The organism is Bacillus kwashiorkori, assembly GCF_001375515.1.
Taxonomy (GTDB): Bacteria; Bacillota; Bacilli; order Bacillales; family Caldibacillaceae; genus Bacillus_BK; species Bacillus_BK kwashiorkori.
The window spans coordinates 1-22744 of record NZ_CTDX01000006.1 but is presented as its reverse complement, the minus strand read 5'-3'; the positions used below and the strand labels follow the sequence as shown (position 1 = coordinate 22744).

At 35.4% G+C, this 22744-nt stretch carries 19 protein-coding genes, 15 tRNA genes and 1 rRNA gene; 1 reads left to right on the top strand and 34 read right to left on the bottom strand.

Features of this window, described 5'->3' with window-relative positions:
* Positions 1-74 precede the first annotated feature (74 nt).
* The 6 genes from phoU to BN1242_RS01860 all read right to left on the bottom strand — a co-directional run bounded on the left by phoU (position 75) and on the right by BN1242_RS01860 (position 6342).
* A complete protein-coding gene (phoU, locus tag BN1242_RS01885; RefSeq protein WP_071435399.1) occupies positions 75-734 on the bottom strand; it encodes a phosphate signaling complex protein PhoU in 660 nt (219 codons plus the stop codon).
* A gap of 14 nt (positions 735-748) precedes the next feature.
* On the bottom strand, positions 749-1570 hold the full coding sequence (gene pstB / locus BN1242_RS01880; RefSeq protein ID WP_077216071.1) for a phosphate ABC transporter ATP-binding protein PstB: 822 nt from the start codon (positions 1568-1570) through the stop codon (positions 749-751).
* A 15-nt stretch (positions 1571-1585) separates the two neighbouring features.
* Entirely contained in the window at positions 1586-2401 is an 816-nt protein-coding gene (gene pstA, locus BN1242_RS01875; protein WP_238985067.1) for a phosphate ABC transporter permease PstA, read from the bottom strand.
* Positions 2402-2411: 10 nt separating this feature from the next.
* Positions 2412-3326 (bottom strand): phosphate ABC transporter permease subunit PstC, encoded by a 915-nt coding sequence (gene pstC / locus BN1242_RS01870; RefSeq protein WP_062350517.1) that lies wholly within the window; start codon positions 3324-3326, stop codon positions 2412-2414.
* 43 nt (positions 3327-3369) lie between these two features.
* Complete coding sequence (locus BN1242_RS01865) at positions 3370-4209, bottom strand: phosphate ABC transporter substrate-binding protein (protein WP_062350514.1); 840 nt, start codon at positions 4207-4209, stop codon at positions 3370-3372.
* 510 nt (positions 4210-4719) lie between these two features.
* The gene (locus BN1242_RS01860) at positions 4720-6342 is read right to left on the bottom strand and encodes a BCCT family transporter (protein ID WP_071435397.1); all 1623 of its coding nucleotides are present in this window, start codon (positions 6340-6342) and stop codon (positions 4720-4722) included.
* Positions 6343-7034: 692 nt separating this feature from the next.
* On the opposite strand from BN1242_RS01860, the gene BN1242_RS01855 reads away from it, so the two are divergent.
* The gene (locus BN1242_RS01855) at positions 7035-7655 is read left to right on the top strand and encodes a DUF3298 and DUF4163 domain-containing protein (protein WP_062350511.1); all 621 of its coding nucleotides are present in this window, start codon (positions 7035-7037) and stop codon (positions 7653-7655) included.
* Positions 7656-7779: 124 nt separating this feature from the next.
* On the opposite strand, the gene BN1242_RS01850 is transcribed toward BN1242_RS01855, so the two are convergent.
* The 28 genes from BN1242_RS01850 to rrf all read right to left on the bottom strand — a co-directional run bounded on the left by BN1242_RS01850 (position 7780) and on the right by rrf (position 22553).
* Complete coding sequence (locus BN1242_RS01850) at positions 7780-8193, bottom strand: DUF2871 domain-containing protein (RefSeq protein WP_238985065.1); 414 nt, start codon at positions 8191-8193, stop codon at positions 7780-7782.
* Positions 8194-8207: 14 nt separating this feature from the next.
* On the bottom strand, positions 8208-8906 hold the full coding sequence (locus BN1242_RS01845; RefSeq protein ID WP_062350506.1) for an ABC transporter ATP-binding protein: 699 nt from the start codon (positions 8904-8906) through the stop codon (positions 8208-8210).
* A complete protein-coding gene (locus tag BN1242_RS01840) occupies positions 8906-9997 on the bottom strand; it encodes an ABC transporter permease (RefSeq protein ID WP_062350503.1) in 1092 nt (363 codons plus the stop codon). The genes BN1242_RS01845 and BN1242_RS01840 overlap by 1 nt, the downstream gene beginning before the upstream one ends.
* Before the next feature lie 429 nt (positions 9998-10426).
* Positions 10427-11809 carry a sensor histidine kinase gene (locus BN1242_RS01835; protein WP_062350500.1) on the bottom strand — a complete coding sequence of 461 codons (1383 nt, stop codon included), beginning with the start codon at positions 11807-11809 and terminating at the stop codon, positions 10427-10429.
* A complete protein-coding gene (locus BN1242_RS01830; RefSeq protein ID WP_062350497.1) occupies positions 11806-12489 on the bottom strand; it encodes a response regulator transcription factor in 684 nt (227 codons plus the stop codon). The genes BN1242_RS01835 and BN1242_RS01830 overlap by 4 nt, the downstream gene beginning before the upstream one ends.
* A 481-nt stretch (positions 12490-12970) precedes the next feature.
* Entirely contained in the window at positions 12971-14197 is a 1227-nt protein-coding gene (locus tag BN1242_RS01825; protein WP_275259436.1) for an ABC transporter permease, read from the bottom strand.
* A 74-nt stretch (positions 14198-14271) separates the two neighbouring features.
* The gene (locus BN1242_RS01820) at positions 14272-14907 is read right to left on the bottom strand and encodes an ABC transporter ATP-binding protein (RefSeq protein ID WP_158661032.1); all 636 of its coding nucleotides are present in this window, start codon (positions 14905-14907) and stop codon (positions 14272-14274) included.
* On the bottom strand, positions 14900-15286 hold the full coding sequence (locus tag BN1242_RS01815) for a hypothetical protein (RefSeq protein WP_062350490.1): 387 nt from the start codon (positions 15284-15286) through the stop codon (positions 14900-14902). The genes BN1242_RS01820 and BN1242_RS01815 overlap by 8 nt, the downstream gene beginning before the upstream one ends.
* 16 nt (positions 15287-15302) lie before the next feature.
* Complete coding sequence (locus BN1242_RS01810) at positions 15303-16088, bottom strand: hypothetical protein (protein ID WP_062350486.1); 786 nt, start codon at positions 16086-16088, stop codon at positions 15303-15305.
* A 1431-nt stretch (positions 16089-17519) separates the two neighbouring features.
* Positions 17520-17604 (bottom strand) — tRNA-Leu (locus tag BN1242_RS01805).
* 160 nt (positions 17605-17764) lie between these two features.
* Positions 17765-18364, bottom strand: a complete 600-nt coding sequence (locus BN1242_RS01800) for a response regulator transcription factor (protein ID WP_062350482.1) — start codon at positions 18362-18364, stop codon at positions 17765-17767.
* Between the two features lie 2 nt (positions 18365-18366).
* Positions 18367-19497: a sensor histidine kinase gene (locus BN1242_RS01795; RefSeq protein ID WP_062350480.1), complete on the bottom strand. Its 1131-nt coding sequence runs from the start codon at positions 19495-19497 to the stop codon at positions 18367-18369.
* A gap of 185 nt (positions 19498-19682) precedes the next feature.
* Positions 19683-20735: a Delta(5) desaturase DesA gene (desA, locus tag BN1242_RS01790; RefSeq protein ID WP_062350477.1), complete on the bottom strand. Its 1053-nt coding sequence runs from the start codon at positions 20733-20735 to the stop codon at positions 19683-19685.
* Between the two features lie 452 nt (positions 20736-21187).
* Positions 21188-21258: transfer RNA gene (locus BN1242_RS01785), tRNA-Cys, on the bottom strand.
* Between the two features lie 9 nt (positions 21259-21267).
* Positions 21268-21339 (bottom strand) — tRNA-Gly (locus tag BN1242_RS01780).
* Positions 21340-21342: 3 nt separating this feature from the next.
* A tRNA-Gln gene (locus BN1242_RS01775) sits at positions 21343-21414 on the bottom strand.
* Between the two features lie 16 nt (positions 21415-21430).
* Positions 21431-21506 (bottom strand) — tRNA-His (locus BN1242_RS01770).
* Between the two features lie 12 nt (positions 21507-21518).
* A tRNA-Trp gene (locus BN1242_RS01765) sits at positions 21519-21589 on the bottom strand.
* 19 nt (positions 21590-21608) lie between these two features.
* Positions 21609-21693, bottom strand: a tRNA-Tyr gene (locus BN1242_RS01760).
* A 17-nt stretch (positions 21694-21710) separates the two neighbouring features.
* Positions 21711-21786: transfer RNA gene (locus BN1242_RS01755), tRNA-Thr, on the bottom strand.
* A gap of 17 nt (positions 21787-21803) precedes the next feature.
* A tRNA-Phe gene (locus BN1242_RS01750) sits at positions 21804-21879 on the bottom strand.
* 29 nt (positions 21880-21908) lie between these two features.
* A tRNA-Asp gene (locus BN1242_RS01745) sits at positions 21909-21985 on the bottom strand.
* A gap of 4 nt (positions 21986-21989) precedes the next feature.
* Positions 21990-22063, bottom strand: a tRNA-Met gene (locus BN1242_RS01740).
* Positions 22064-22081: 18 nt separating this feature from the next.
* A tRNA-Val gene (locus BN1242_RS01735) sits at positions 22082-22157 on the bottom strand.
* A gap of 5 nt (positions 22158-22162) precedes the next feature.
* A tRNA-Glu gene (locus BN1242_RS01730) sits at positions 22163-22234 on the bottom strand.
* 17 nt (positions 22235-22251) lie between these two features.
* A tRNA-Ser gene (locus BN1242_RS01725) sits at positions 22252-22345 on the bottom strand.
* Between the two features lie 3 nt (positions 22346-22348).
* Positions 22349-22423 (bottom strand) — tRNA-Asn (locus tag BN1242_RS01720).
* Between the two features lie 14 nt (positions 22424-22437).
* Positions 22438-22553 (bottom strand): 5S ribosomal RNA (gene rrf / locus BN1242_RS01715).
* Between the last annotated feature and the right edge of the window lie 191 nt (positions 22554-22744).

Sequence of the window (22744 nt, the reverse complement as noted above, 5' to 3'; positions counted from 1 at the left end):
GTTTCTAACGGACATCTTAACGAGACTTATTAGGAGAAATGTTTCTTATAGCCATTTTAACAAACCTTTCAATTTTATTGATTCAAATCATACATTCTCCCTTTGATTAAATATGCTGCACTTTCACCAATATTCGTAATATGGTCACCGATTCGTTCAAGATAACGATTAATAAGAAGCAATTGTACAATCTGGTTTGTTTTTTCAGGATTCTCGCTTAAATATTTCGTGAATTCTTTATAAGTTTGGTCACTCAAATCATCAATTTCATCATCCATATCTCCTACTTGTTTAGCCAGAGCAAGATCTCCGTCAAAGAAAGAGACTAACGATTTTCTTAACATTGTTATGCAAATTTCTTTCATTTGTTCTAGTTTGGATACATCCATTAATTCATCTTCATTCCCCATAATAATGGTTGACTTTGCAAAATTTACACCAAAGTCTGCAATTCGTTCAATCTCAGAGGAAATTTTTATAATTCCAATAATCATCCGTAAATCTCTTGCAACCGGTGACTCTTTCACTACTAACCAAATTGCTAAATGATTAATTTCTTCTTCCAATTCATCAATTTCGTTATCATCCTCCATCACACGCAGTGATGCCTCTATATCTTGTGTTTTCATTGCATAAAATGACTTTTCCAACATCGATACCGTGAGTTCTGTCATTTCCATTATTTTCTCTTGAAGTACTTTTAAGCTCTGTTCAAAATTTTCACGAACTACCATTATTTACCTCCCCCTCATCCGAAACGACCTGTTACATAGTCTTCCGTTCTTTGATCTGTTGGTGTTGAAAAGATTTTGCTCGTTTCATCAAACTCAATTATTTCTCCATTTAAGAAAAATGCTGTTCGATCCGAGACTCGTGCTGCTTGCTGCATATTATGTGTAACAATGACAATAGTAAAATCTTCTTTCATTTGCGCTAACAATTCTTCTACTTTTAACGTTGAAATTGGATCCAATGCACTAGTCGGTTCATCCATCAAAATAACATCTGGCTTCATCGCAATCGTTCTTGCAATAGCAACTCTTTGCTGTTGTCCACCTGATAATCCGAGAGCTGATGATTTGAGGCGGTCCTTCACCTCATCCCAAATCGCCGCACTCCGTAAACTTTCCTCCACAATTTGTTCCAGCTTACCTTTATTTTTAATCCCATGCATCCTTGGCCCGTAAGCAATATTATCAAATATACTCATCGGAAAAAGATTTGGTTTTTGAAACACCATACCTACCTTTGTTCGTAATTTAATGACATCATTTGATTTATAAATATCTTCACCATCAATGATAATTTTCCCATTAATTTTTACACTATCGATTAAATCATTCATTCGGTTTAATGTTCGTAAAAAGGTTGATTTTCCACAACCGGAAGGACCGATTAAAGCAGTAATTTCTTTTTCCTTAATGTCAATAGACACATCAAATAATGCTTGCTTTTCTCCGTAAAACAAATTTAAGTTCTCCACTTTGATTTTTGTTTTTCCATCTAGGCGATTCAAAATAGGAGATTTATCTCTTTTATATTTTTGTAATACATGCTCAGATACGCTCATCTTCAATCTCCCCTCTTAGTAGTTTGCCTTATTTAACTTTTTTGAAATAAAAGTTGCCCCAAAATTCAACGTTAAAATTAACACGATTAGTACAATCCCAATAGCTGCCGCCAATTCAATATTGCCTGCTTCTTGAGTAACTAAAAAGGAATGAACTGTTAATGTTCTTGCTGACGAGAAAATACTTTCCGGCATCGCAGCAACGGTACCAGCTGTTAGAAAAATTGCTGCCGATTCACCGATGATTCTCCCCATTGAAAGAATGACACCTGACAATATTCCTGGCATTGCGCTAGGTAAAACAACTTTATATAATGTCTGCAATTTTGTAGTTCCTAGTGCGAGTGATCCTTCCCGGTATGACTGGGGAACCGTCTTTAGTGACTCTTCAGTAGTACGGATAACAACCGGTAATATAATAATTGTTAATGTTAATGAAGCAGAAATAATGGACAGGCCCATTTTCATAGTAGCAACAAAAAACACAGCCCCAAATAATCCGTAAATGATGGAGGGAATACCAGTTAAACTTTCTGTTGCAAAGCGAATAATTTTCACGAGTCTTCCCTGTTTTGCATATTCTTGTAAATATACAGCAGCTAAAATACCTATCGGTGTAGCAATAGCTAAAGAAATAATAATCGTATAAATTGTTGTAATAATCATTGGCCAAATACCGCCGCCACTCGTTGGTGAATAATCATTAAAAATAAAATCAAAGCTTATATGTCCAATGCCTTTATAAAAAATAAAACCTACGATAACTACAAGAATGCCTACCGTTATTAATCCAGCGCATATAAGTAAACTTAATAAAATACGATCTTTCACTTTATTCAACTTAATGACCGCCTTTCGCACTAAGTCTTGCTAATACGAAATTTAATATTAAAATAAACGAAAATAAAATAATACCTGTTGCAAAGAGCATTTCTTGATGAATCCCAGAGGCATACCCCATTTCAAGTGCGATATTAGTTGTTAATGGCCTAACACTATCGGTCAAACTAGTAGGGATTAACAAACTATTTCCCGCTACTAAAATAACTGCCATCGTCTCTCCAATTGCTCTCCCCATACCGAGAACAATTGCTGTCATAATACCCGACTTTGCTGCCGGTATAACTACTTTAAAAATAGTACCAATTTCAGAAACTCCAAGGGCTAAAGATCCTTCTCGATATGATTGGGGCACTGCACGAATGGCTGTTTCAGCAACTGTAACTACAGTCGGCAACATCATAATAGCTAAAACGAAAATGACTGCGATTAAACTTTGTCCTTTCGCTAAACCAAAGCTATTTTGCAAAAATGGAACGATAACCGCCAATCCAAAAACCCCATATAGAACAGAAGGAATTCCCGCTAACAATTGGACCGCTGAGGAAATTATTTTTGCCATTGGTTTTGGAACTATTTCTGCTAATAAAATGGCTGTAAATAATCCAATCGGAACGCCAATAATCAGCGCACCAATTGTTCCAAAAATGGATGCAACAATCATTGGCAGAACGCCATATTTATCTTCACTTGGGACCCAATCTTTACCAGTTAAAAACTGAAGAAAACTATACCCTTCCGCAACGAAAGGATGAGAACCTTTGTAAAAGACAAAAGCAATGATTAAGATTAAACTAATCACAGAAATTAGGGCACAAAACAAAAAGACTCTCCCTGAAAGTTTCTCCAATATATATTTTTTTCTATTCGATTTATTTGTTTGATATTTATCTATGTTTAAAATTTCCTTGGACATTTGAATTCCTCCGTCCTCGTTGAATACCACTTCTTTAGAAATACTATTTTAATGGGATAGCTCCCGAATCACTAACAATACTTTGTCCATCTGAACTTAAAACATAATCAATGAAACTTTGTCCGTTTTTCGTTAAATTATCTTCTAGATGAACAAATAAAAATGGACGTGATAATTGATATTTTTGATTCAGCACATTTTCAGCAGTAGCTTCAACTCCATTTATTTTTAATGGATTAATGGAAGTATCTATATACTCAAAGGAAATAAAACCTACTGCATGTTTATTCGTAGCAACGGTTGTTTTTATGTTTCCATTCCCACTTGCGACGATAGCACTTTTAACTAATTGTCCAGAACTGTAACCAACAATTTCTTGGAAAGCATCCCGAGATCCCGAACCGTCTTCCCGAGAAACAACAACGATTTCTAAGTCGGATCCACCTAATTCTTTCCAGTTCGTGATTTTTCCAGTAAAGATATCTCTTACTTGTTCAATGGTAATATCTTTAATTTCATTAGAAGGATGCGTAATGACAACAATTCCGTCATAGGCGATAACTGTTTCTTGTAAGCCACTAGCCTTCTCATCTTCTGATAAATCACGAGAGGACATTCCTATTTCAGAAACGCCATTTAAGGCATTTGTAATACCTGCGGAAGAGCCAATTTGATTAATTTCTATTTTTAACCCTTCATTTTTCTTTTCATATTCCACTGCTAACTTTTCGGCTAAAGGACCGACAGATGTGGAGCCTGATATAGCTAGAGTTTGTGCATTACCATTTACTCCCCCAGCGTTATTACCGTTACCATTACCACAAGCTGATAATAAGACGAATATACTAATTAAGACGATAAGCTGGTTGATTTTACGTTTCATATTAACCTCCTAAGGCTCTCTTCATTCCTCTATGTAAAGAATAACGTTTGATTGTTAATGAATAATAAAGCAATTGTAAAGAATATGTAAATATTAATGAATCGCTTTCACTTAGTATCCGTTCCTCTATCAAGAAATATCGGGAAGAAACTTTTTTATTGAGGAGCTTTGCTAAGTTTGTTGATTTTCTAGTGCTATCTTTTTATATAGTGTGCTCAAAAATTAACGATTAATTAGAATTTATTATTAGATGTTTTGCTACATCCTTTAAAAGTTAATATTTGTTTTTAACACTTGCTAACCAATCCATAAGCGATGATTTGTTTTGCAAAATATTGTGTATAGAGAATTCCATTTAGACTTTTATCTAGTGGGGATCAACCGTAATTCCTGTTTAATTTTCTCAAAGTAGAGTGGGGAAATTTGTTATACATTTTTTTATAAATATATGAAAAATTTAATTCAAAAAAGGCCAACACTATAGTAGTGTTAGCCTAAAATAAACATTCATTAATCATGTTTGCTTTGGACGTTCAAGCTAGTTAAGACATGAGCTGCCACTTTTTGATTAGGTAGCTTTTGTTTCGCTTGTTTCGCTTGTTTGTCTTTTTTCACTACTTCCTTCACGACTCGTTCTGGAATCGAATCGTTCCGTAAAACTTTGAAGAGTGAAATCATCATGAATAATATGACCACGCCAAACGGAAGAGCAGAGACGAGCGATGCTGTTTGTAAACCAGAAAATCCACTGCTAAACAATAAAACCGTAGCAATCCCGCTAATTAAAACTCCCCATACAACTTTTACTCCGACAGGCGGGTTCAAAATTCCCCCTGTTGTCATACTGCTTAAAATATATGTTGCAGAATCGGCAGAGGTAATGAGGAAGGTGAAAATAAGAATAATCACCATGATAGATAAAATGGATGAAAAAGGCATACCATCAAACATCGTAAAAACAGCGCTAGTTATATCATTGTTAACTGCCGTAGCTATGTTTGCTCCTTCGAACAAGTCCATATAGATAGCTGTACCACCAAAGATGCCGAACCAAAGAAAAGATATTGCAGGTGGTGCAATCGCCACTCCGAATACAAACTCCCGTATCGTTCTACCGCGAGAAATTCTTGCAATAAAGGCGCCGACAAATGGCGACCATGCAATCGTCCATGCCCAATAAAATACTGTCCAATCCATAATCCAATCATTTCCAGTATATGGCGTCATCCGAAAACTATAAGTAATAAAGTTCGTAATGTAATCGCCAAGACCTACCGTTATTGTCTCTAAAATAAACACTGTCGGTCCTGTGAAAAAGACAAAAACCATTAAGGCAAATGCCAATATCATATTCAAATTACTTAACCATTTTATTCCTTTATTTACACCGGTATAAGAAGATGCTATATATAGTACTGTCAGAATTATAATAATCACCAATTGTGTTCCAATACCAATGGGGACACTAAAAACAGCGTTAAGACCACCATTTGTTTGCAATATTCCTAAACCGAGAGAAGTGGCAACACCCATTACCGTTGCAGTAACAGCTAATATATTTATTATATTCTTGAACGGTTTGGACCGCTTTTTCTGTCCAATCATCGGTTCTAAAGATGTGGAAATTAGCCCATTTTTCTTTTTTCTAAACTGAAAATAAGCCATTGCAAGCCCAACAATTGCATAAATGGACCAAATACTTACTCCATAATGGAAGAACGTATAGCCCATCCCGACTCTTGCTGCCTGTTCCGATTGCCCTTCAATGCTGTTAAAGGGAGGAGTAAAAAAGTGGCTCATCGGCTCACCCACTCCGTAAAACACAAGTCCTATCCCTAATCCACAGGAAAATAACATACCGATCCAAGAAAATAAATGAAACTCGGGTTTCTCGTCATCTCCACCTAGCTTAATTCTGCCAAATTTACTAAAAGCTAAATAAAAGAGAAAAAATACAATCCCGATCGTTAACAGCATATAAAACCAACCAAAATTACCTGTCGTAAAATTAAAGGCTACGTTAGCCGCTCTTGCAAATTTATTCGGAAACAGTATCCCAATGACAACGACAGCTCCAATTGTTAATGCTGAAATCCAAAAAACAATATTCAATTTCCTCTTACTAAAATCCATCAACTCTTCCTTTCAAAAATTTTTTTCGCAATAGATGAAATTAATTACAGTTGTCTTTTGAGACATTACGCAAAAATAACTGAGCGTAATAATAGACAACCAATCGATGAGGATGAAGGGGTTAAGAAAGGTCTGCTTCTGACAGTAACATGTTTGGGGTAGTCATGTACCGTTCAGAAAGAGGCAAAGTTAAAATAGTACGAAATTATTTTTCATATTACCGCAATGTATCTCCTTCACATGGAACAGTGCAAGCTTGCGAGGACTTAACTGTACCAGTTGTAATTAGGACGTGCCTTACAATTACTTCTAATTGCAAAATAGAAGTTCCCCTTCTTTTTGCAAAGAAGACATTATGATGATAGGAAAAATAATTTGAAACGTACTAAACGAAATAATAAATTGCCACCGTTTTATACTAACAAACTATTAAACTAATTTCAAATGACCTGAAATTAATTTATGAATTATTGTATGTACTAATAATAAAAATTATGACTGCTTTCGCCCAATGGGAAAGAAGATAAAAAGGAGGAAATTTGTTCATTCGAGGTTTGCAAACTATTTTAACAAGTATTTGGAAGTTCTTCTTATTACAAGCACAATACTAAACTTTCCCCTGAAAATGGATTTTGCACACGAAAGCAACTATAATGGAATACTTTATAAAAAAATGGAAAAGGATGAGGAAGATGCCCGTTACATTTCCCGCCATTGTATTAACACAAAAAATCCAACAAAATAAAAATATGGTCATTTATTATCCTGTCGTTCGAGGTTTGAATCAAATAAATGTAGAACAAAAGATTAACAACCTTATTGTATCGGAAACGCAGAAATTAATAAATTACCAGTTTGCTAACGTCCCTTCTACAGTGAAAGAAATGCTCGGTTCTTTTGAAGTTAAAAATAACCAAAGAAATATTTTAAGTTTAACCCTTTCGAATTACGTTTATTATGACAAAGCTGCCCACGGGATGACCTATTTAAAACCGCTAACCATTAATACGAAAACAGGGGAAAATTTCCGATTATCAGACCTTTTTCAAACGGGAAGCAATTATGTAGAAAGAATATCAAAGATTATTAAAGCGCAAATAAAAGAACGCGACATTTTCGTTTTAGGAGAATTCGAGAAAATTAAACCAAATCAAGACTTTTATGTTGCGGATAAAACACTAGTCATCTTTTTCCAACTATATGAGTTAACGCCATATGCTTATGGTTTTCCAATGTTTCCAATTTCCGTCTTTGAACTGCAAGATATAATATTGGAAAATGGCCCATTAGGAAAAATGATTGCTGGAAATTAAGGGATGCTTCGAGCTAATTACTTTGCCGTTTGAAACAGAATAAGACATGAAGCACTCCCATTTGCTCCAAAAGGGAATAGGTACTAGTATTCACCTCGATTCGGTTGGGAAAAACCCTCTTAGATTAGCTAAGAGGGGGCTTATTTGCTATTGTTCGTTTTCTTAACATGTGTAAAAATTGGATGAAGCCGATGGTCAGTAAAATATGACCGATTCCTGACATACCAGCAATCATTTTGTCAATGCCATTAGAAATAGAAAAGTCCATGACTTGGAGTGTCCCTCTTGTTAACATCATGACAGTGGATACAAGCACTCCTAAATTGTAAATGATGAAAAAACTAGTAAACCATTTTTCTTCATGTATCTTCATCGTATAGGCAAATAAATAGACAAAAAGCATCACGAACATACCTAAAACAAACAAATGGGTATGCGCCACTCCTAATTGTGTCTTGCCTGAAAAATCATGGATCCTTGTCAACTCTCGGTAAAATAATCCACTTAACAAAGCAAACACCGCATAAAAGTAAGCCATATTAATAATCTTCCTCATTTTTCCTCGACCCTTTCTCGAAAAATTAATTTACCACGATCTAATGTGAAAATTTGATCGCAAAACGGTAAAACTGCCTCATCATGTGTAACAATAATCGCAGCTTTATGTTTTTCCTTCACTTCTTTTACAATTAATTGAACAATTTCTACACTTCGCTCCCGGTCAAGACTAGCAGTAGGTTCATCCGCAAGAATAATATCGGGATCATTCATAAAGGCACGTGCAATTGCTACTCGCTGTCTTTCTCCACCGGATAATTGGTGTGGGTAGTGATTCAGTCGATGGGCTAATCCAACACTATTTAATAATTCCTGAACCATCCCTTTCGCTTCTTTTCCCCAATTACTAGCTAACTCTTTAACTAGCTTTAATTGGTCTTTCACTTTTAAAAAAGGAACGAGATTCGCAGTTTGGAAAATAAAACCGATTTCTTGTAAACGAACGCGCGATCTTTCCTTTTCACTGAAACTCGCGATATCCTGTCCGTTAACGATGACTCTCCCGTTATCTGGTTTTAATAGCGCCCCAGCAATCGATAAAAATGTACTTTTCCCAGAACCTGAAGGCCCTACAACTGCAATAAGCTCTCCTTTTTTCGCCTCAAATGACAATGAATGGAAAATATCCACTTCTCTATCCCCATCTTGAAACGACTTTCGAATATTTTCTAACTGTAATGGTATTTCACTCATTATTCCACCCTCCCAATCGCATCTTTCGGATCTACTTTAATAATGTTCCTTGTTGAAAATAAAGCACCTAAAATGGAAACGAGCACCAAAATACCGGCATACGCAAAAATTAATAAAGGATTAAAAACAAAGGGCATACTGCTTGGCAATAATACTTGCATTAATTTAGCGAAACCTATCGCAATACTAATACTAACACTGGAAATAAAGAATACTTGTAGGATCGTTGTTCCAACAAGAAAACCATTTTTTGCCCCAATTGCTTTCAATACACCAAATTGATTAAGTTTTTGAATGGTCATAATATAGAAAAATGCAGCTAATACAAAAACAGCAATAACAATTAAAAAGATGAGCATCATATTTAACGATGTTTGTTCTGCTTGATGACTTGGCATTCCTTTTATTACATCCTCTGTTGATACCCAAATTCCATGATTCACTGCTTTGTCTACCATTTTCGCTAACTCTGGTTGCTCATTTTTTATTACAATGGCATTATAAAAAGGTTCAACATTGTCTCCTAACATACCCTCCCAAACTTCTAAACTAACAAATACAACAGGTGTATGACTATATGTTTCCTTTTCCGTAAATCCAACAACTTTGAAAGTGACTCCAGAGTTTTCTTCATAAAGTTCGTCACCAATTTCTACTCCCTCTTCTTTTAAGGAATCATTCACTACTAATTGCGGATCCTTAGACTGCTTGACAGAATCCCCTTCTGTCACTGCAGGCATTAAAAAACTATTTGGATTAACAGCCATCAGTGTCACATCTAATTTTTTATTATTTTCCACCGTCTCTAATGAAAACATTTGTAACGCAAACGGCTCCAATCCATTTTGTTTTTTTATTTCATCTATATCAGTAGCGGAAAAACGCGATTGTTCCAAGCGATTGTTCGAGTCCTTATCAATATAAAGGGCATGCACATCCATATTTTTTAACGAGGCAATATTCTCATTTGCTAACCCATTGGCAAGTCCATTAATGATAAATACTAAGGAAGCAACAAAAAATAGGATAAACCCGATTAATATATATCGTAATTTGAAAAAACGTATTTCTTTAATTGCATTTGCAATCATTTTATTCCCTCCTGTTCTATTTTTACTATACAAAAGCAATATGAACAGAAGATGAACGAAACTTTACAAATCAATCGACGATATCCACGTTCGGATGAGTTCTCCTCCCACCTAAATAACTACCATCATCTTTCACTCACAAAAATAGGATGCATATAAATTATTTACTAAAAAAGGATATCCAGCTCTTAGCTAGTAACCCTTTAAATAAAGAATCGAGGCTTGGAGTTTCCTAGCAAAACCATGCATTTTGCCGAATTTAAAAAGGTGCTCAAAATTTCCAGTAACCCATTGCATCTTTCTGCATAACAAAAAAGGGTGCTCAGAATTTTCGAGCAGCCTAATTCATTTCCGTCCTCTAACAAAAAAAGGGTACTCGAAATTTTTCGAAACCCTATTTATTTCATCCACTGAGAAAAACAACACCAACTAATCATCCACAGGTAACTCAATAATAAAAGTTGTCCCTTCCCCTTTCACACTATTTACTGAAATGGTACCACCATGCATCTGAACAATAGAATGGACGATGGCAAGACCTAGTCCTGTACCTTCAACAGACCTCGTTCTCGATGTGTCTGCTCGATAAAACCGGTCAAAAATATGTTCGAGTTCTTCCTTAGTCATACCCACTCCAGTATCTTGAAAAATAACTTTCATACTCGCTTCGGACTGTTCTATTTTTATATCAATCGTGCCACCAATTTTATTGTATTTAATGGCATTGTTCAATAAATTATCCCACACAGCCTCAAGCAAAACTCGGTCACCATTTATATGAGATGGAGGAAGTGAAAAAGTGAGCATAATTTCTTTTTCCTCTAAAATCCAATAATATTGACGAATTAAATCTTTTAGCTGCGTAGTGAGACTATAGTGACGTTTATTAAGTAAATCTTCCTGTTGGTCTAAAGAAGCTAACAGCAACAATTGCTTCGTTAAATTCGATAATCTTTTCGTTTCACCTTTAATAATTTGTATGTATTGTTCTTTTTGCTCGTTCGTTAATGTGTCCTTTTCGAGCAGGCTTGTATAACCTTCAATATTCGCTAGAGGCGACTGAATGTCATGGGATATATTAGATATGAATTCTTTCCGCATACTGTCCAACTGTCCAAGTTTTTTAGCCATATCGTAAAAATTTCGCGTTAAGTTTCCAATTTCATCCTTTCTCGTATAATCAATTTCCACTGCAAAATTCCCTTTAGCTAGTGATTTCGTCGCATCCGTTAATTTTGCGATTGGGGTTACTAGAAACTTGGTACTAATAATTACCATAATGACACTGAAGATAATCATTAAAAGTAACAACCAGCTTAAAAAGATGCGAAACTCATTAAATAAAAATTTAATATTTGGTCGCATAAATAAAGCGTATTGTTCACCATTCCATTGTAGCGGCACCCCTATCGAGTTTTTTAATTCATTGGCAAAAAAGCCAACGATAAAAATACTATGGGGAAAATTTGCGATTCCGTGATAAATTTTTCCATTTAGAACCTGTTCTTTTATATCGTCACGTATTTCATGATTGCGAAACGGCGCTCCGAATGTTTGTACTTCATCTTTTTCACTCACTATATAAACTTGGTATCCAGTCTCTGCAAGGTTGTGAAAATAGGCAGTCATATTTATGTCAGGGTTGTTTTGAAGAAAGCTAGCAACATTTAAAGCTACATCCGTATTCTTTTCATCGTTATACGGTTTTAGTATCGCTTGGTAATGTATGTTTGCAATGACAAATGCAATCATGCTGCTGCAAAACATCATCAATAACGTAATGATAACGAACTTTGAGTAAAGGGACTTCATTCTGTATGAACCTCCAACGAATAACCAATACCACGAACAGTACGAATTTGGAAATCATCTGTTAACGGAGTAAACCGTTCCCGCAGTCTTTTTACATGAACATCTACCGTTCGTTCATCACCTTCAAAGTCGATACCCCAAACAGCTTCTATTAATTGTTCCCGTGAAAAAACTTGGCGAGGATGAGACATGAAAAAATAAAGTAAATCAAATTCTTTTAACGGTAATAATATCGTTCGATTATTTGTTTTTACTTCATAACTTCGTTTATCTATGAAAGTTTGACCTATTTGAATGATGGATTGTTCATCATCCGATCTTGCGTACCGTCTAAGTAATGCTTTCATACGGAAGATTAATTCTTTTGGTTCAAATGGCTTAACTAAATAATCATCGGTACCGGAAGAGAATCCTTTTTCTTTATCATGTAATTGGTCTTTTGCTGTTAGTAAAATAATCGGAATATCATATTTTTGCCGGATTTCCTTCGTTAACTCAAATCCATCAAGAAATGGCATCATCACATCGACCACTGCTATATCGAACGGGTGCTTTTTTAACAAGGACAAAGCTTGTCCACCATCCAATGCTTTAAATACATGAAAACCTTCTTCCAATAAATACAATTCCACTAAATTCAATATGTTCATATCGTCATCAACTAATAAAACGGTAGTCACTCACCCACACCCCATTCCACAAACTTTCCATAATTATATTTTAAACAGACACAACGTAATTGTCGAATGCATCGTTGGTGCCTGTCCCCAACAATTCGAAATACTTTCAATTGTTGGGGACAGGCACCTTCTTGGTAATTCCTAATTATAAAATGTGAAGCTTACGGTTATTTCTGCAAAATTTTCTCCATTGGTTTTCCCTTTGCCTTCTCCTCTCTTTTACTTGTTATTCGACAATTCAAGTATAAAAGAAATTGGAGATAGCGTGTTTTTTTATGCTTACATAAATTGACCTTTAACCCCAACATTTAGTATAGAGCCAAAAAACAACAAAGTCTGCAAAAACAGCCTTTTATTTTAAAAAAAACGGTAAAACCCACCTTCCTTATCAAGGGATTTTACCGTTTTATTGTATCATAATAAATAATTTTGCAAGGAAGTGAACCGACTAGATTCGTACGACGACGATTTATTTTTTCAACTATTCAAACCGTATTGCGTCGACAACTTTTATTCTGGCGCCATAAATAGAAGGAATGACAGTGAAAATTACACTTTGAAAAGTACAAATAATGATAATGAGCAATAGACCTATCGAATCGAGTGATATTGATAAGAGCGGCATACTCGTTTCTTTTAAATATGCAATAACTGCCGTACTTCCGACGACACCAACAATCGTCCCAACAAGTGAACCTATTAACCCAATGAGCAATCCCTCGATGATAAAATGAACAATAATATCTTCGTCCGTTGCCCCTAACGCCTTTTTTATCCCAATCTCACTGATACGTTCTTTTACAGAGAAAAACATCGTATTCATAATAATTAAACCGATTACTAAAATAATGACAACCATAAAAATTTGTAAACTTTTTTTCGTATTTTTGCTTTTATTTTCAATATCATTATATAATAACTGCTTCGTAACAACTTGTGATTGTATTAAACTATCATTCCAATTTATTATTTGTTGGATATCATTGACACTTTTTTTATCATAATCTGAAAGATGTATGACAACTTGATCAAAGTCTTCCAAGTTCTTTCCTAGTTTCGCTGCTAGAGTATATGGCACAAAAATTTTCGAATTAAGTTTTATTGGATGATTATTTAATTTCTGACGAAACGACAGCTGCTGCTGTAGCAATAATTCACGATTAGCAATCACGCCGATAATTTCAATATCTTGGTGATGAGCAACAGTATGCTCGATAGCTCCATTTACTAATTTTTCTTCCATTATCGGTACTTTTACAGTTTGGCCAATTGGATTTTCGCCTCTAAATAGAAGTTCAGCCGTAAATTGGTCAATGACACCAACCGGGGCACCACTTCGAAAATCTTCACGAGCGATACTTCTCCCACTTGCTAATTGATAAAAAGTCATCGCATGATCATCAGTAAAATTTGGCACAAGATATTGCTGAAATCCACTCGTTGTACCGACAATATCTGCATAAACTTGTATAACCTGTTTACCATTTGTTAACTGTTTAATTGCTGTGTTATTGATGATTTTTTTATAGGGGTAATGGTGAGTTGTAGAATTTACAAGAAAATCATTTAACGTATGTAAACTCGTTTTACCTTCTATAACAACCGTTTCATTTGTATAATTTCGATATTTTGAATATTGATAATCAAAATAGGTATCCATCGATATAATGGTTATCGTAAATAAAAATGAGGATAGAATGATGCCGATTACCGTTAAAAAAAAATCGGAATCGATTATTAAAAATAGACTCTAGACTGATTTTAATTGTCATCTGCAATTTTCTAAACATACTTTTCTAAATTCCCTTTTTCAAGATTGTATCGGTTCGGTGCAGATTCCCAAATGGCAGTATTATGTGTAACCATTATGACCGTTTTGCCTTCGTTGTTTAAAGTATGTAAGTATTCAATGACTGACAATGAATTACCTTCATCTAAATTACCAGTTGGTTCATCGGCAATAATAATTTCAGCATTTTTTATGACAGCACGAACTAGGGACACCCGTTGCTTTTCCCCGCCTGACAACAAATCTGCCCGTTTTTCCAAAATGGTAAGAATATTGAACTGCTCACAAAAATCTAAAATTGCATTTTCACTAAATTGTGCAAACGACTTTTTACCAAAGAGAAACGGCATCATAATATTATCTTTTACCGTTAAGTAAGGGATTAGATGGTACTGCTGAAAGACAAAACCAAAAACTTCATTCCGTAACCGGGCCAACTCAGTTTTATTTAATTTGGATGTCTCCTGATTATTTAAATAATATTCACCGCTTGTAACATCATCAATTAACCCAATAATATTTAATAACGTACTTTTTCCTGAGCCTGATGGACCTTTAATACATATAAAGTCTCCTTGTTTAATACACATATTGACCTGGTCCAATACAGGATTAGAATTATTATACATTTTCGTTACTTTCCACAATGGATGAAACATACCCATTTACTGGACTTTTCATTGTATTTTTATTTACTGAATAAATTGACTCGCCCTTTTTAACTATTTCACCTACCGATTTGAAAATTTCAATATTACTATTTCTTGAAGTGGAAATCGAATAGTTTTTTATTGCATTATCTGTACTTTGAATAACACCTTGAACGGTAGTAATATTTTCTAAGTCACCTTTCACTAGTGAATACATTGTATAATTCTCATTTTCTTCATGAAAACCAGTTAAACTTATAGTAAAATCACTGTTATTGCGGTTTACTAGTAAAACGATTGAGAATAAAAAAATGATTAATACGCAAATTAAGCTGATGATTATCACAATTCTTTTCATATTTTCCCCTTAAAGCTTATTTGAGATAATATTCAAGTGCATCCCCGCTACCATAAATTCTTGTTATAATCGGAGACATAATAAAATAGTCTTTATTTGTTAACTGATCTTTAAACTCGACAACTAAATCCGTACCTAAAATAAAATTTTCTAATTTTTTGCTGTTTGGCTGAATATTTATCTCCATTTTTAAAAAGCTTCCTTTTTTAAATTCCAAATCTGCTTGTTCCAGATGAATGCTCTCTCCATTCAATTCAATATCTTGTATTTTGAGTTGGCTATTGGTTAATAGCAATTTTGATATTTTTACATCTTTCAATACTTCTATTTCCCAAATCAAAGGAGTTGAATAATCATAGGCGGTAACTGGCGAACCAATAAATTTTAAGTAATCCAAACTCTGTTCATAATTACTAACCCGCTTCATTTCAACTTGGTCTAAAGGCAAATAATAATTTTCCCCGTCCAAGACTAATGCTAATTCATCAATGATAAATTCCCCGTTTGAAGAGGCATTATAAATATTTAACATTAAACCATACACATAATAATCATCTTTTTTACTAATGTTCTCATTAAATATTTCAAAATTATAATCCAATTGTTCTACATTCGTGCCGCCCACACCCGAAACCCTAATTGAAGAAACACTTTTATTTAATGCAAAAGGCAAATAAATATTGTACACATCTCTTAATGCAACCTCTTCCTTAACAATCGATTTACTTTCAAGTGATAATGTTTTCGAACTGCAAGACGTCACCAAACCTACAATCACAATTATTAGAAGAAGTTTTTTCATAAGTTCACCCTTTCGATTAAAGAAGAGGCAATCCCTAAATACGTTCACTGATAACATCTTAAATTGTCATCTTAAAAAAACTCCAATCAAACCTATTGTTTAAAATGTAATCAGTAGTACATTGGGGCTGCCCCTTCAAGCAATATTTAGTGTTGTGTAGATGTATATCTCAAGTAAACATATGGAGTCTTTTGTCTATATTTATATAGGTAACCCGTCCCTTGCGATTTATATGTTGATCCACTCTTTTTTGCCATCTCAATTTTGTATTTATCAGCATCTACGGTTGCTTGTAAAGAATAGTATCCTCTTGCCACACTTTTATCCAATCTTAGATGAACCGCAACATATTAATCTAGAAATTTCAACTTGGCCAAGTTAGAATAATATTACGAAATTTACAACTCTTTGTAAATATATATTTAGAAAATTAGTAGTTTTGAACCAAATATATTATATAAATAGGTTTTATGACATATTGTTAGGGTCTGGTCCACTAACCTATTTCTTTTATTAGTTCATTTTTCGGAGTGAAAATCGGAAATTATAGGGTCAGACCCGTTTTGATTGCCTGTCGTCAATCGCAGGCATTATATGATGTGCATGTAACCGTGTACCAGATAATTCCCTTGATAAGGTTTTGGATGGTTTTATACCTTGTTTTACAGCTTGAGTTATTTTTGAACTAGATTTTATAGTGTTAACAGTTAAACCACCAACTGCAGGTACAAATGGTATGGCAACTGCTAGGGCATCTAATACTACTGCTACCCCGTTAAATAAAGAAGGATTTGCGATTGAGCTAAAGAAACGGTAAAAGCACCTATATCAAATAAAGTATCTACAGCCTGGTGTTATCCCTGAGGTCAAATGGAGAAGGAAGTGAAGCATACTTTCCAAAACTTTCTACTATATCCAGTACTATTTTCACTTCATCTTGTTGCCATTCAGGTAAGTGTTTGCTATGCCAGGTTCAAACAGGGTAAATGCAATATACTCATATATTCCCCGCAAGTCCAAATCAGCTTGCTCTGTCAGTACTAATTTATACTTCATATATTATTATCTCTACGGATACCTGAAAAAGCATTCTCAATAGTCTTTGTATTTCATACTCATGCGAGTTTGACTCTCTACAAAAAAGCATCCATCAAATATGTATCTGAAAGGTTAGGTATTGTAACAACTCTCAGAGTACACACACATTCTAAAGGAGTTACGATTGCAGGATGAACAAGTTACAGTGCAAACATTCGAGTATTTGACTGTATAAATTGTACGTAAAAAATCCGAAAAATGATTCAAAATCCAATCGTTCCATTTCTCATAGTCAATGGAAACGAAGCACAAAAAAACTGCTCTATCCCTTGATACACAAGAGTTAGAGCAGTTACTAAGATTTATCAATCGTTATTAATCTTCATTAAAAGATACCGGTGGTCGGGGTCGAACCGACACGTCCTCAACGGACACGGGATTTTGAGTCCCGCGCGTCTGCCAATTCCGCCACACCGGCAAATTATTATCAGTAATCTTTAACTGACAAGAATTATAATAACACCGATTAAAAACTATGTCAACACTGTTTTTTATAAAACCATTTTATTCCAACACTACCCGTTAATTGCAACAAGATTAAATTATCAAGAGTTAAAATAGCCATTAAAAACGGAAACCTATTTAAACCAACCTTTTTCCTTCGACTGTGTAATCGCTTCAATGCGGTTTTTTACCCCTAACTTATCAAGTATTGCAGAAATATAATTTCTTACCGTTCCTGTTTTGATTCGTAAAGCTGCGGCAATTTCTTTCGTATCTTTTCCGTCAGCAACAAGTTCTAGCACTTCTTTTTCCCGCTCCGTAAGTGGATTTTCTTCACTATACACTTCATCCACTAGCTCAGGAGCAAAAATTCTTCGGCCTGTGATAACTTTACGAATCGTACTTGCCAACTCATCACTCGGACTATCTTTTAATAAATATCCTTTCACTCCCGCCTTCAAAGCTCTTTGAAAATAACCCGAACGAGCGAAAGTAGTCAATATAATAACGTTACACGAATGGTCTTTTAACTCCTCAGCCGCTTCCAATCCGCTCATATTAGGCATTTCAATATCCATAATACATACGTCTGGTTTCAACCTTCTCACTAAAGCAACCGCCTCTTGTCCATCATTTGCCTTTCCGACGACTTCCATATCATCCTCAAGGTTTAATAGCGACCCAAGAGCACCCAACATCATCCTTTGGTCCTCCGCAATAACAATGCGAATCATCCTTACCCCTCCCTTACATAATCCTTAACAACACTCGGAACCCTCATCAAAATTCGCATCCCGTTATTAGATGTAATTTCCAAATCCCCGTTTACGAATTCTAATCGTTCCTGCATTCCAAGTAATCCGACACCATTAGAATGGTCCTTGTCTTTTGAAAATCCAACCCCATTATCTTGAACAATAATTTTTATTTCTTCCAATGTCTGCTCAAGTAAAATTTCACACTTAGTTGCCTGACTATGTTTCACAATATTAGTAACCGCCTCTTTTAAACACATACTTAATATATTTTCGAGATATAAAGAAACATTACTCAATTTTTTATTAGAATCAAAGATAAAAGTAATATTAGCAGCTTCCAACAACTGTTTAATCCTTTTTATCTCCTCGCTAACCCGAATTCCTCTCATTTCTGAAACCATATTTCGCACTTCATTCAATGCAATTCTCGCAGTTTGATGGACATCTTTCATTTCACTTTTTGCTTGTTCAGGATTTTTATAAACTATCTTACTAGCTAACTCACTTTTTATTCCAATCAATGATAATTTTTGCCCTAATGTATCATGCAAATCTCTAGCTATTCGCTGCCGCTCTTCCTGCTTGACAAACTCCGCTATTCTCCGGTTTGCATCCTCTAGCTTTTCCTCCAATTGCTCCTGCTTTTTCCGATTAAAAATATTGAACGGAAGCAAAATGACCCCAATTAAAATAATAATAATAAATGGAATTTGCTTCATAAATAGCGGTTTCAACATAACGACATTATAATTTACAGCAATCGTAGTACTCACCAGATGAATAATATATAAAGTTAAAAATGCAGACCTTTTCTTTATTTGACCATTAAAATAGGCGATGTAAAAAGCAAAATAAATAAACTGAAACGAAATGATCATAATAAAAGAAATCACAATCATTAACCCTGTCCAAACATATGTGCGCCATTCTCTTGATAAAAAAGCAACACGCAAAAAAATAAAAAATAACATCGTTAAAATTAAACCGATGATTATTTCCTTCGTCGGGTAAAATTGAAAAATAAAATAGAATGGTAGAATACTAATAATACTCCATACATATGGAGAGATACCTGAAGCTTTTTGCGTAAAGACTAACCATTTTTTCATATAAAAATTTTCCCTTTATGAGTATTTTATTAATTTTACCATGAATAAAGGATAAAAAGCGAAATTTCAACTGATTAAAAAGTGCATGAAAAAAATGGTGATATTTATGGATTATAAAATTTCAACATTAAAACATGAATAGGGGCGTTGGGAAAAATAATTTTCCAACAAGCCCCTTATTTCATTTATTTTAAAGAATTTTCTGGTGTTCCATGCACAAATTCATTATTAGTTTTCTTTTGTTCCATAATTCTTTTTGCCTCTTTAAACCCGACAAAAGTTTTATTTTCTTCATCCCATAGTCGAAATTTCAAGGAACGTAAACTAGATGCTAACGTAATCGTTGTGACATCTTGTAAAGTTTCATTACTATTATGTACTTCTTCTAAGTAGTAGTTTGGAACCCGTGGACTTAAATGATGAACATGATGAAAGCCGATATTTCCTGTAATCCACTGCAATACTTTTGGTAGTTTATAATATGAACTCCCATCTAGGGCCGCTTTGACAAAATCCCATTCCTCTTGATTTTCAAAATATGAGTCCTCAAACTGATGCTGCACATAAAAAAGCCAAATTCCTAATGAACCTGAAATAAGAAAGATTGGCAGTTGAATCAGCAAAAACGCTTTCCAACCAATCGTTAAGCATAAAATCGTCACTATTAAGACGATGGAGATATTCGTTAAATAAACATTATTTCTCTCCTTTTTTCTAGCTCCTTTTCTGTTAAATCGATAATCAATGAGAAAAATATATATAGGACCTAAAATAAACATAACAAATGGATTTCGATATAAACGATACGCCAGCTTTTTCCAAGGTGATGCTTCCATATATTCATTCACAGTCAGTACCCAAACATCCCCTGTACCTCTTTTATTTAAATTACTACTAGTTGCATGGTGAATGGAATGGCTATGTTTCCATTGCTCATAAGGAGATAATGTTAAAATTCCAGTAATGGTACCGACCACCTTATTTGCTAACCGATTTTTAAAAAACGATTGGTGACAACAATCATGAAAAATAATAAAAATTCTTACTAAAAACCCTGCTCCTACAACACAACAAAGAAGTGTAAGAAAATAAGATATGGATAGTGAATAATATGCTAATATCCACAATCCAATAAAAGGAACAAACGTATTAACTAACTGCCAAATGCTAGCCTTCGTATCTGCTTTCTCATATGGAGCAATTTCATTTCGTAAATGCTTTAATGTTTTTTTAGACATACCATATTCTCCTTCATAATTTTATTTCATTTTATCGAAGAATGAATGTAGAACATAGACATAAATGTCATAGTAAAAATATGATAAGTGTAATGCATCGTAGCATTTAAGCGACAGGCATCCCTTGATAATAAGAAGTATAATGGTGTTTTGAAGTTGATGTGAAATTCCAAACAATCCTTCTGAATTACTTCATTATTGATTAGTATTTTTGCTGTATTTACGATTTTCTCAAATAAGTGTCATTGACGAACAAAAAGCGGAAGTTAAATGTTCGAATGAAATAGCACCATGAAAAGCGAGGAATCCAAATTAACAAGGTAACCTAAAAAAGCAGATGTTGTACTATAAAGTAATTATTCCCTTTTATGTAAAAATAATACAAAAAAAAGGATGCAAAAAGTCAAACAATGTTTAGACTTTTTACATCCTTTTAACCGATCAATAGATTAAGGCGGCAACCGGATTCGAACCGGTGGTAAAGGTTTTGCAGACCTCTGCCTTACCACTTGGCTATGCCGCCATAAAGAAAAGCGGAAGACGGGATTCGAACCCGCGACCCCCACCTTGGCAAGGTGGTGTTCTACCACTGAACTACTTCCGCAAGCTGGGCTAGCTGGATTCGAACCAACGCATGACGGAGTCAAAGTCCGTTGCCTTACCGCTTGGCTATAGCCCAATAAAAATAAAATTAATGGGGCGATCGATGGGAATCGAACCCACGAATGTCGGAGCCACAATCCGATGCGTTAACCACTTCGCCACGACCGCCATATTAAAAAACAGGGGCAGTAGGAATCGAACCCACACTGGAGGTTTTGGAGACCTCTGTTCTACCTTTAAACTATGCCCCTATATTATTAAATTAATAAATGGTGGAGGGGGACGGATTCGAACCGCCGAACCCTGAGGGAGCGGATTTACAGTCCGCCGCGTTTAGCCACTTCGCTACCCCTCCAATTATGAATGAGATGGTGGTGCCGGCCAGAGGACTTGAACCCCCAACCTACTGATTACAAGTCAGTTGCTCTACCAATTGAGCTAGGCCGGCTATTAACTATCACTAAATGGTGGCTCGGGACGGAATCGAACCGCCGACACAAGGATTTTCAGTCCTTTGCTCTACCGACTGAGCTACCGAGCCAGAATAGGTGAAACAACATTTGCAATTAATGGCGGTCCGGACGGGACTCGAACCCGCGACCTCCTGCGTGACAGGCAGGCATTCTAACCAACTGAACTACCGGACCAATATTGCGGGGATAGGATTTGAACCTACGACCTTCGGGTTATGAGCCCGACGAGCTACCAGACTGCTCCACCCCGCGGCAATACTATTATTATTATGGTGGAGGATGACGGGATCGAACCGCCGACCCCTTGCTTGTAAGGCAAGTGCTCTCCCAGCTGAGCTAATCCTCCGTATATGACCCCTACGGGATTCGAACCCGTGTTACCGCCGTGAAAGGGCGGTGTCTTAACCGCTTGACCAAGGGGCCTTATTATAAACTATGTATGGCGGAGAGCAAGGGATTCGAACCCTTGAGACAGCTTGTGACCGTCTACACGATTTCCAATCGTGCTCCTTCGACCAACTCGGACAGCTCTCCAAGTGGCTCCGCAGGCAGGATTCGAACCTGCGACCGATCGGTTAACAGCCGATAGCTCTACCACTGAGCTACTGCGGAATGATATTATTATCGCCTGGCGGCGTCCTACTCTCACAAAGGCAAAGCCTTCACTACCATCGGCGCTGAGAAGCTTAACTTCCGAGTTCGGGATGTGTTCGGGTGTGACCTTCTCGCCATTACCGCCAGACAAATTAATTATTAGCAACAAATACTATTATACATAGTTTTTATAATTTTTCAAGAGAAATTTTTCATTCTCTCAAAACTAGATCATGTAAGGAAAACTCGAGTAAATATATGATTAAGTCCTCGAACGATTAGTATCCGTCAGCTCCACACGTCACCGTGCGTCCACCTCGGACCTATCAACCTTGTCAT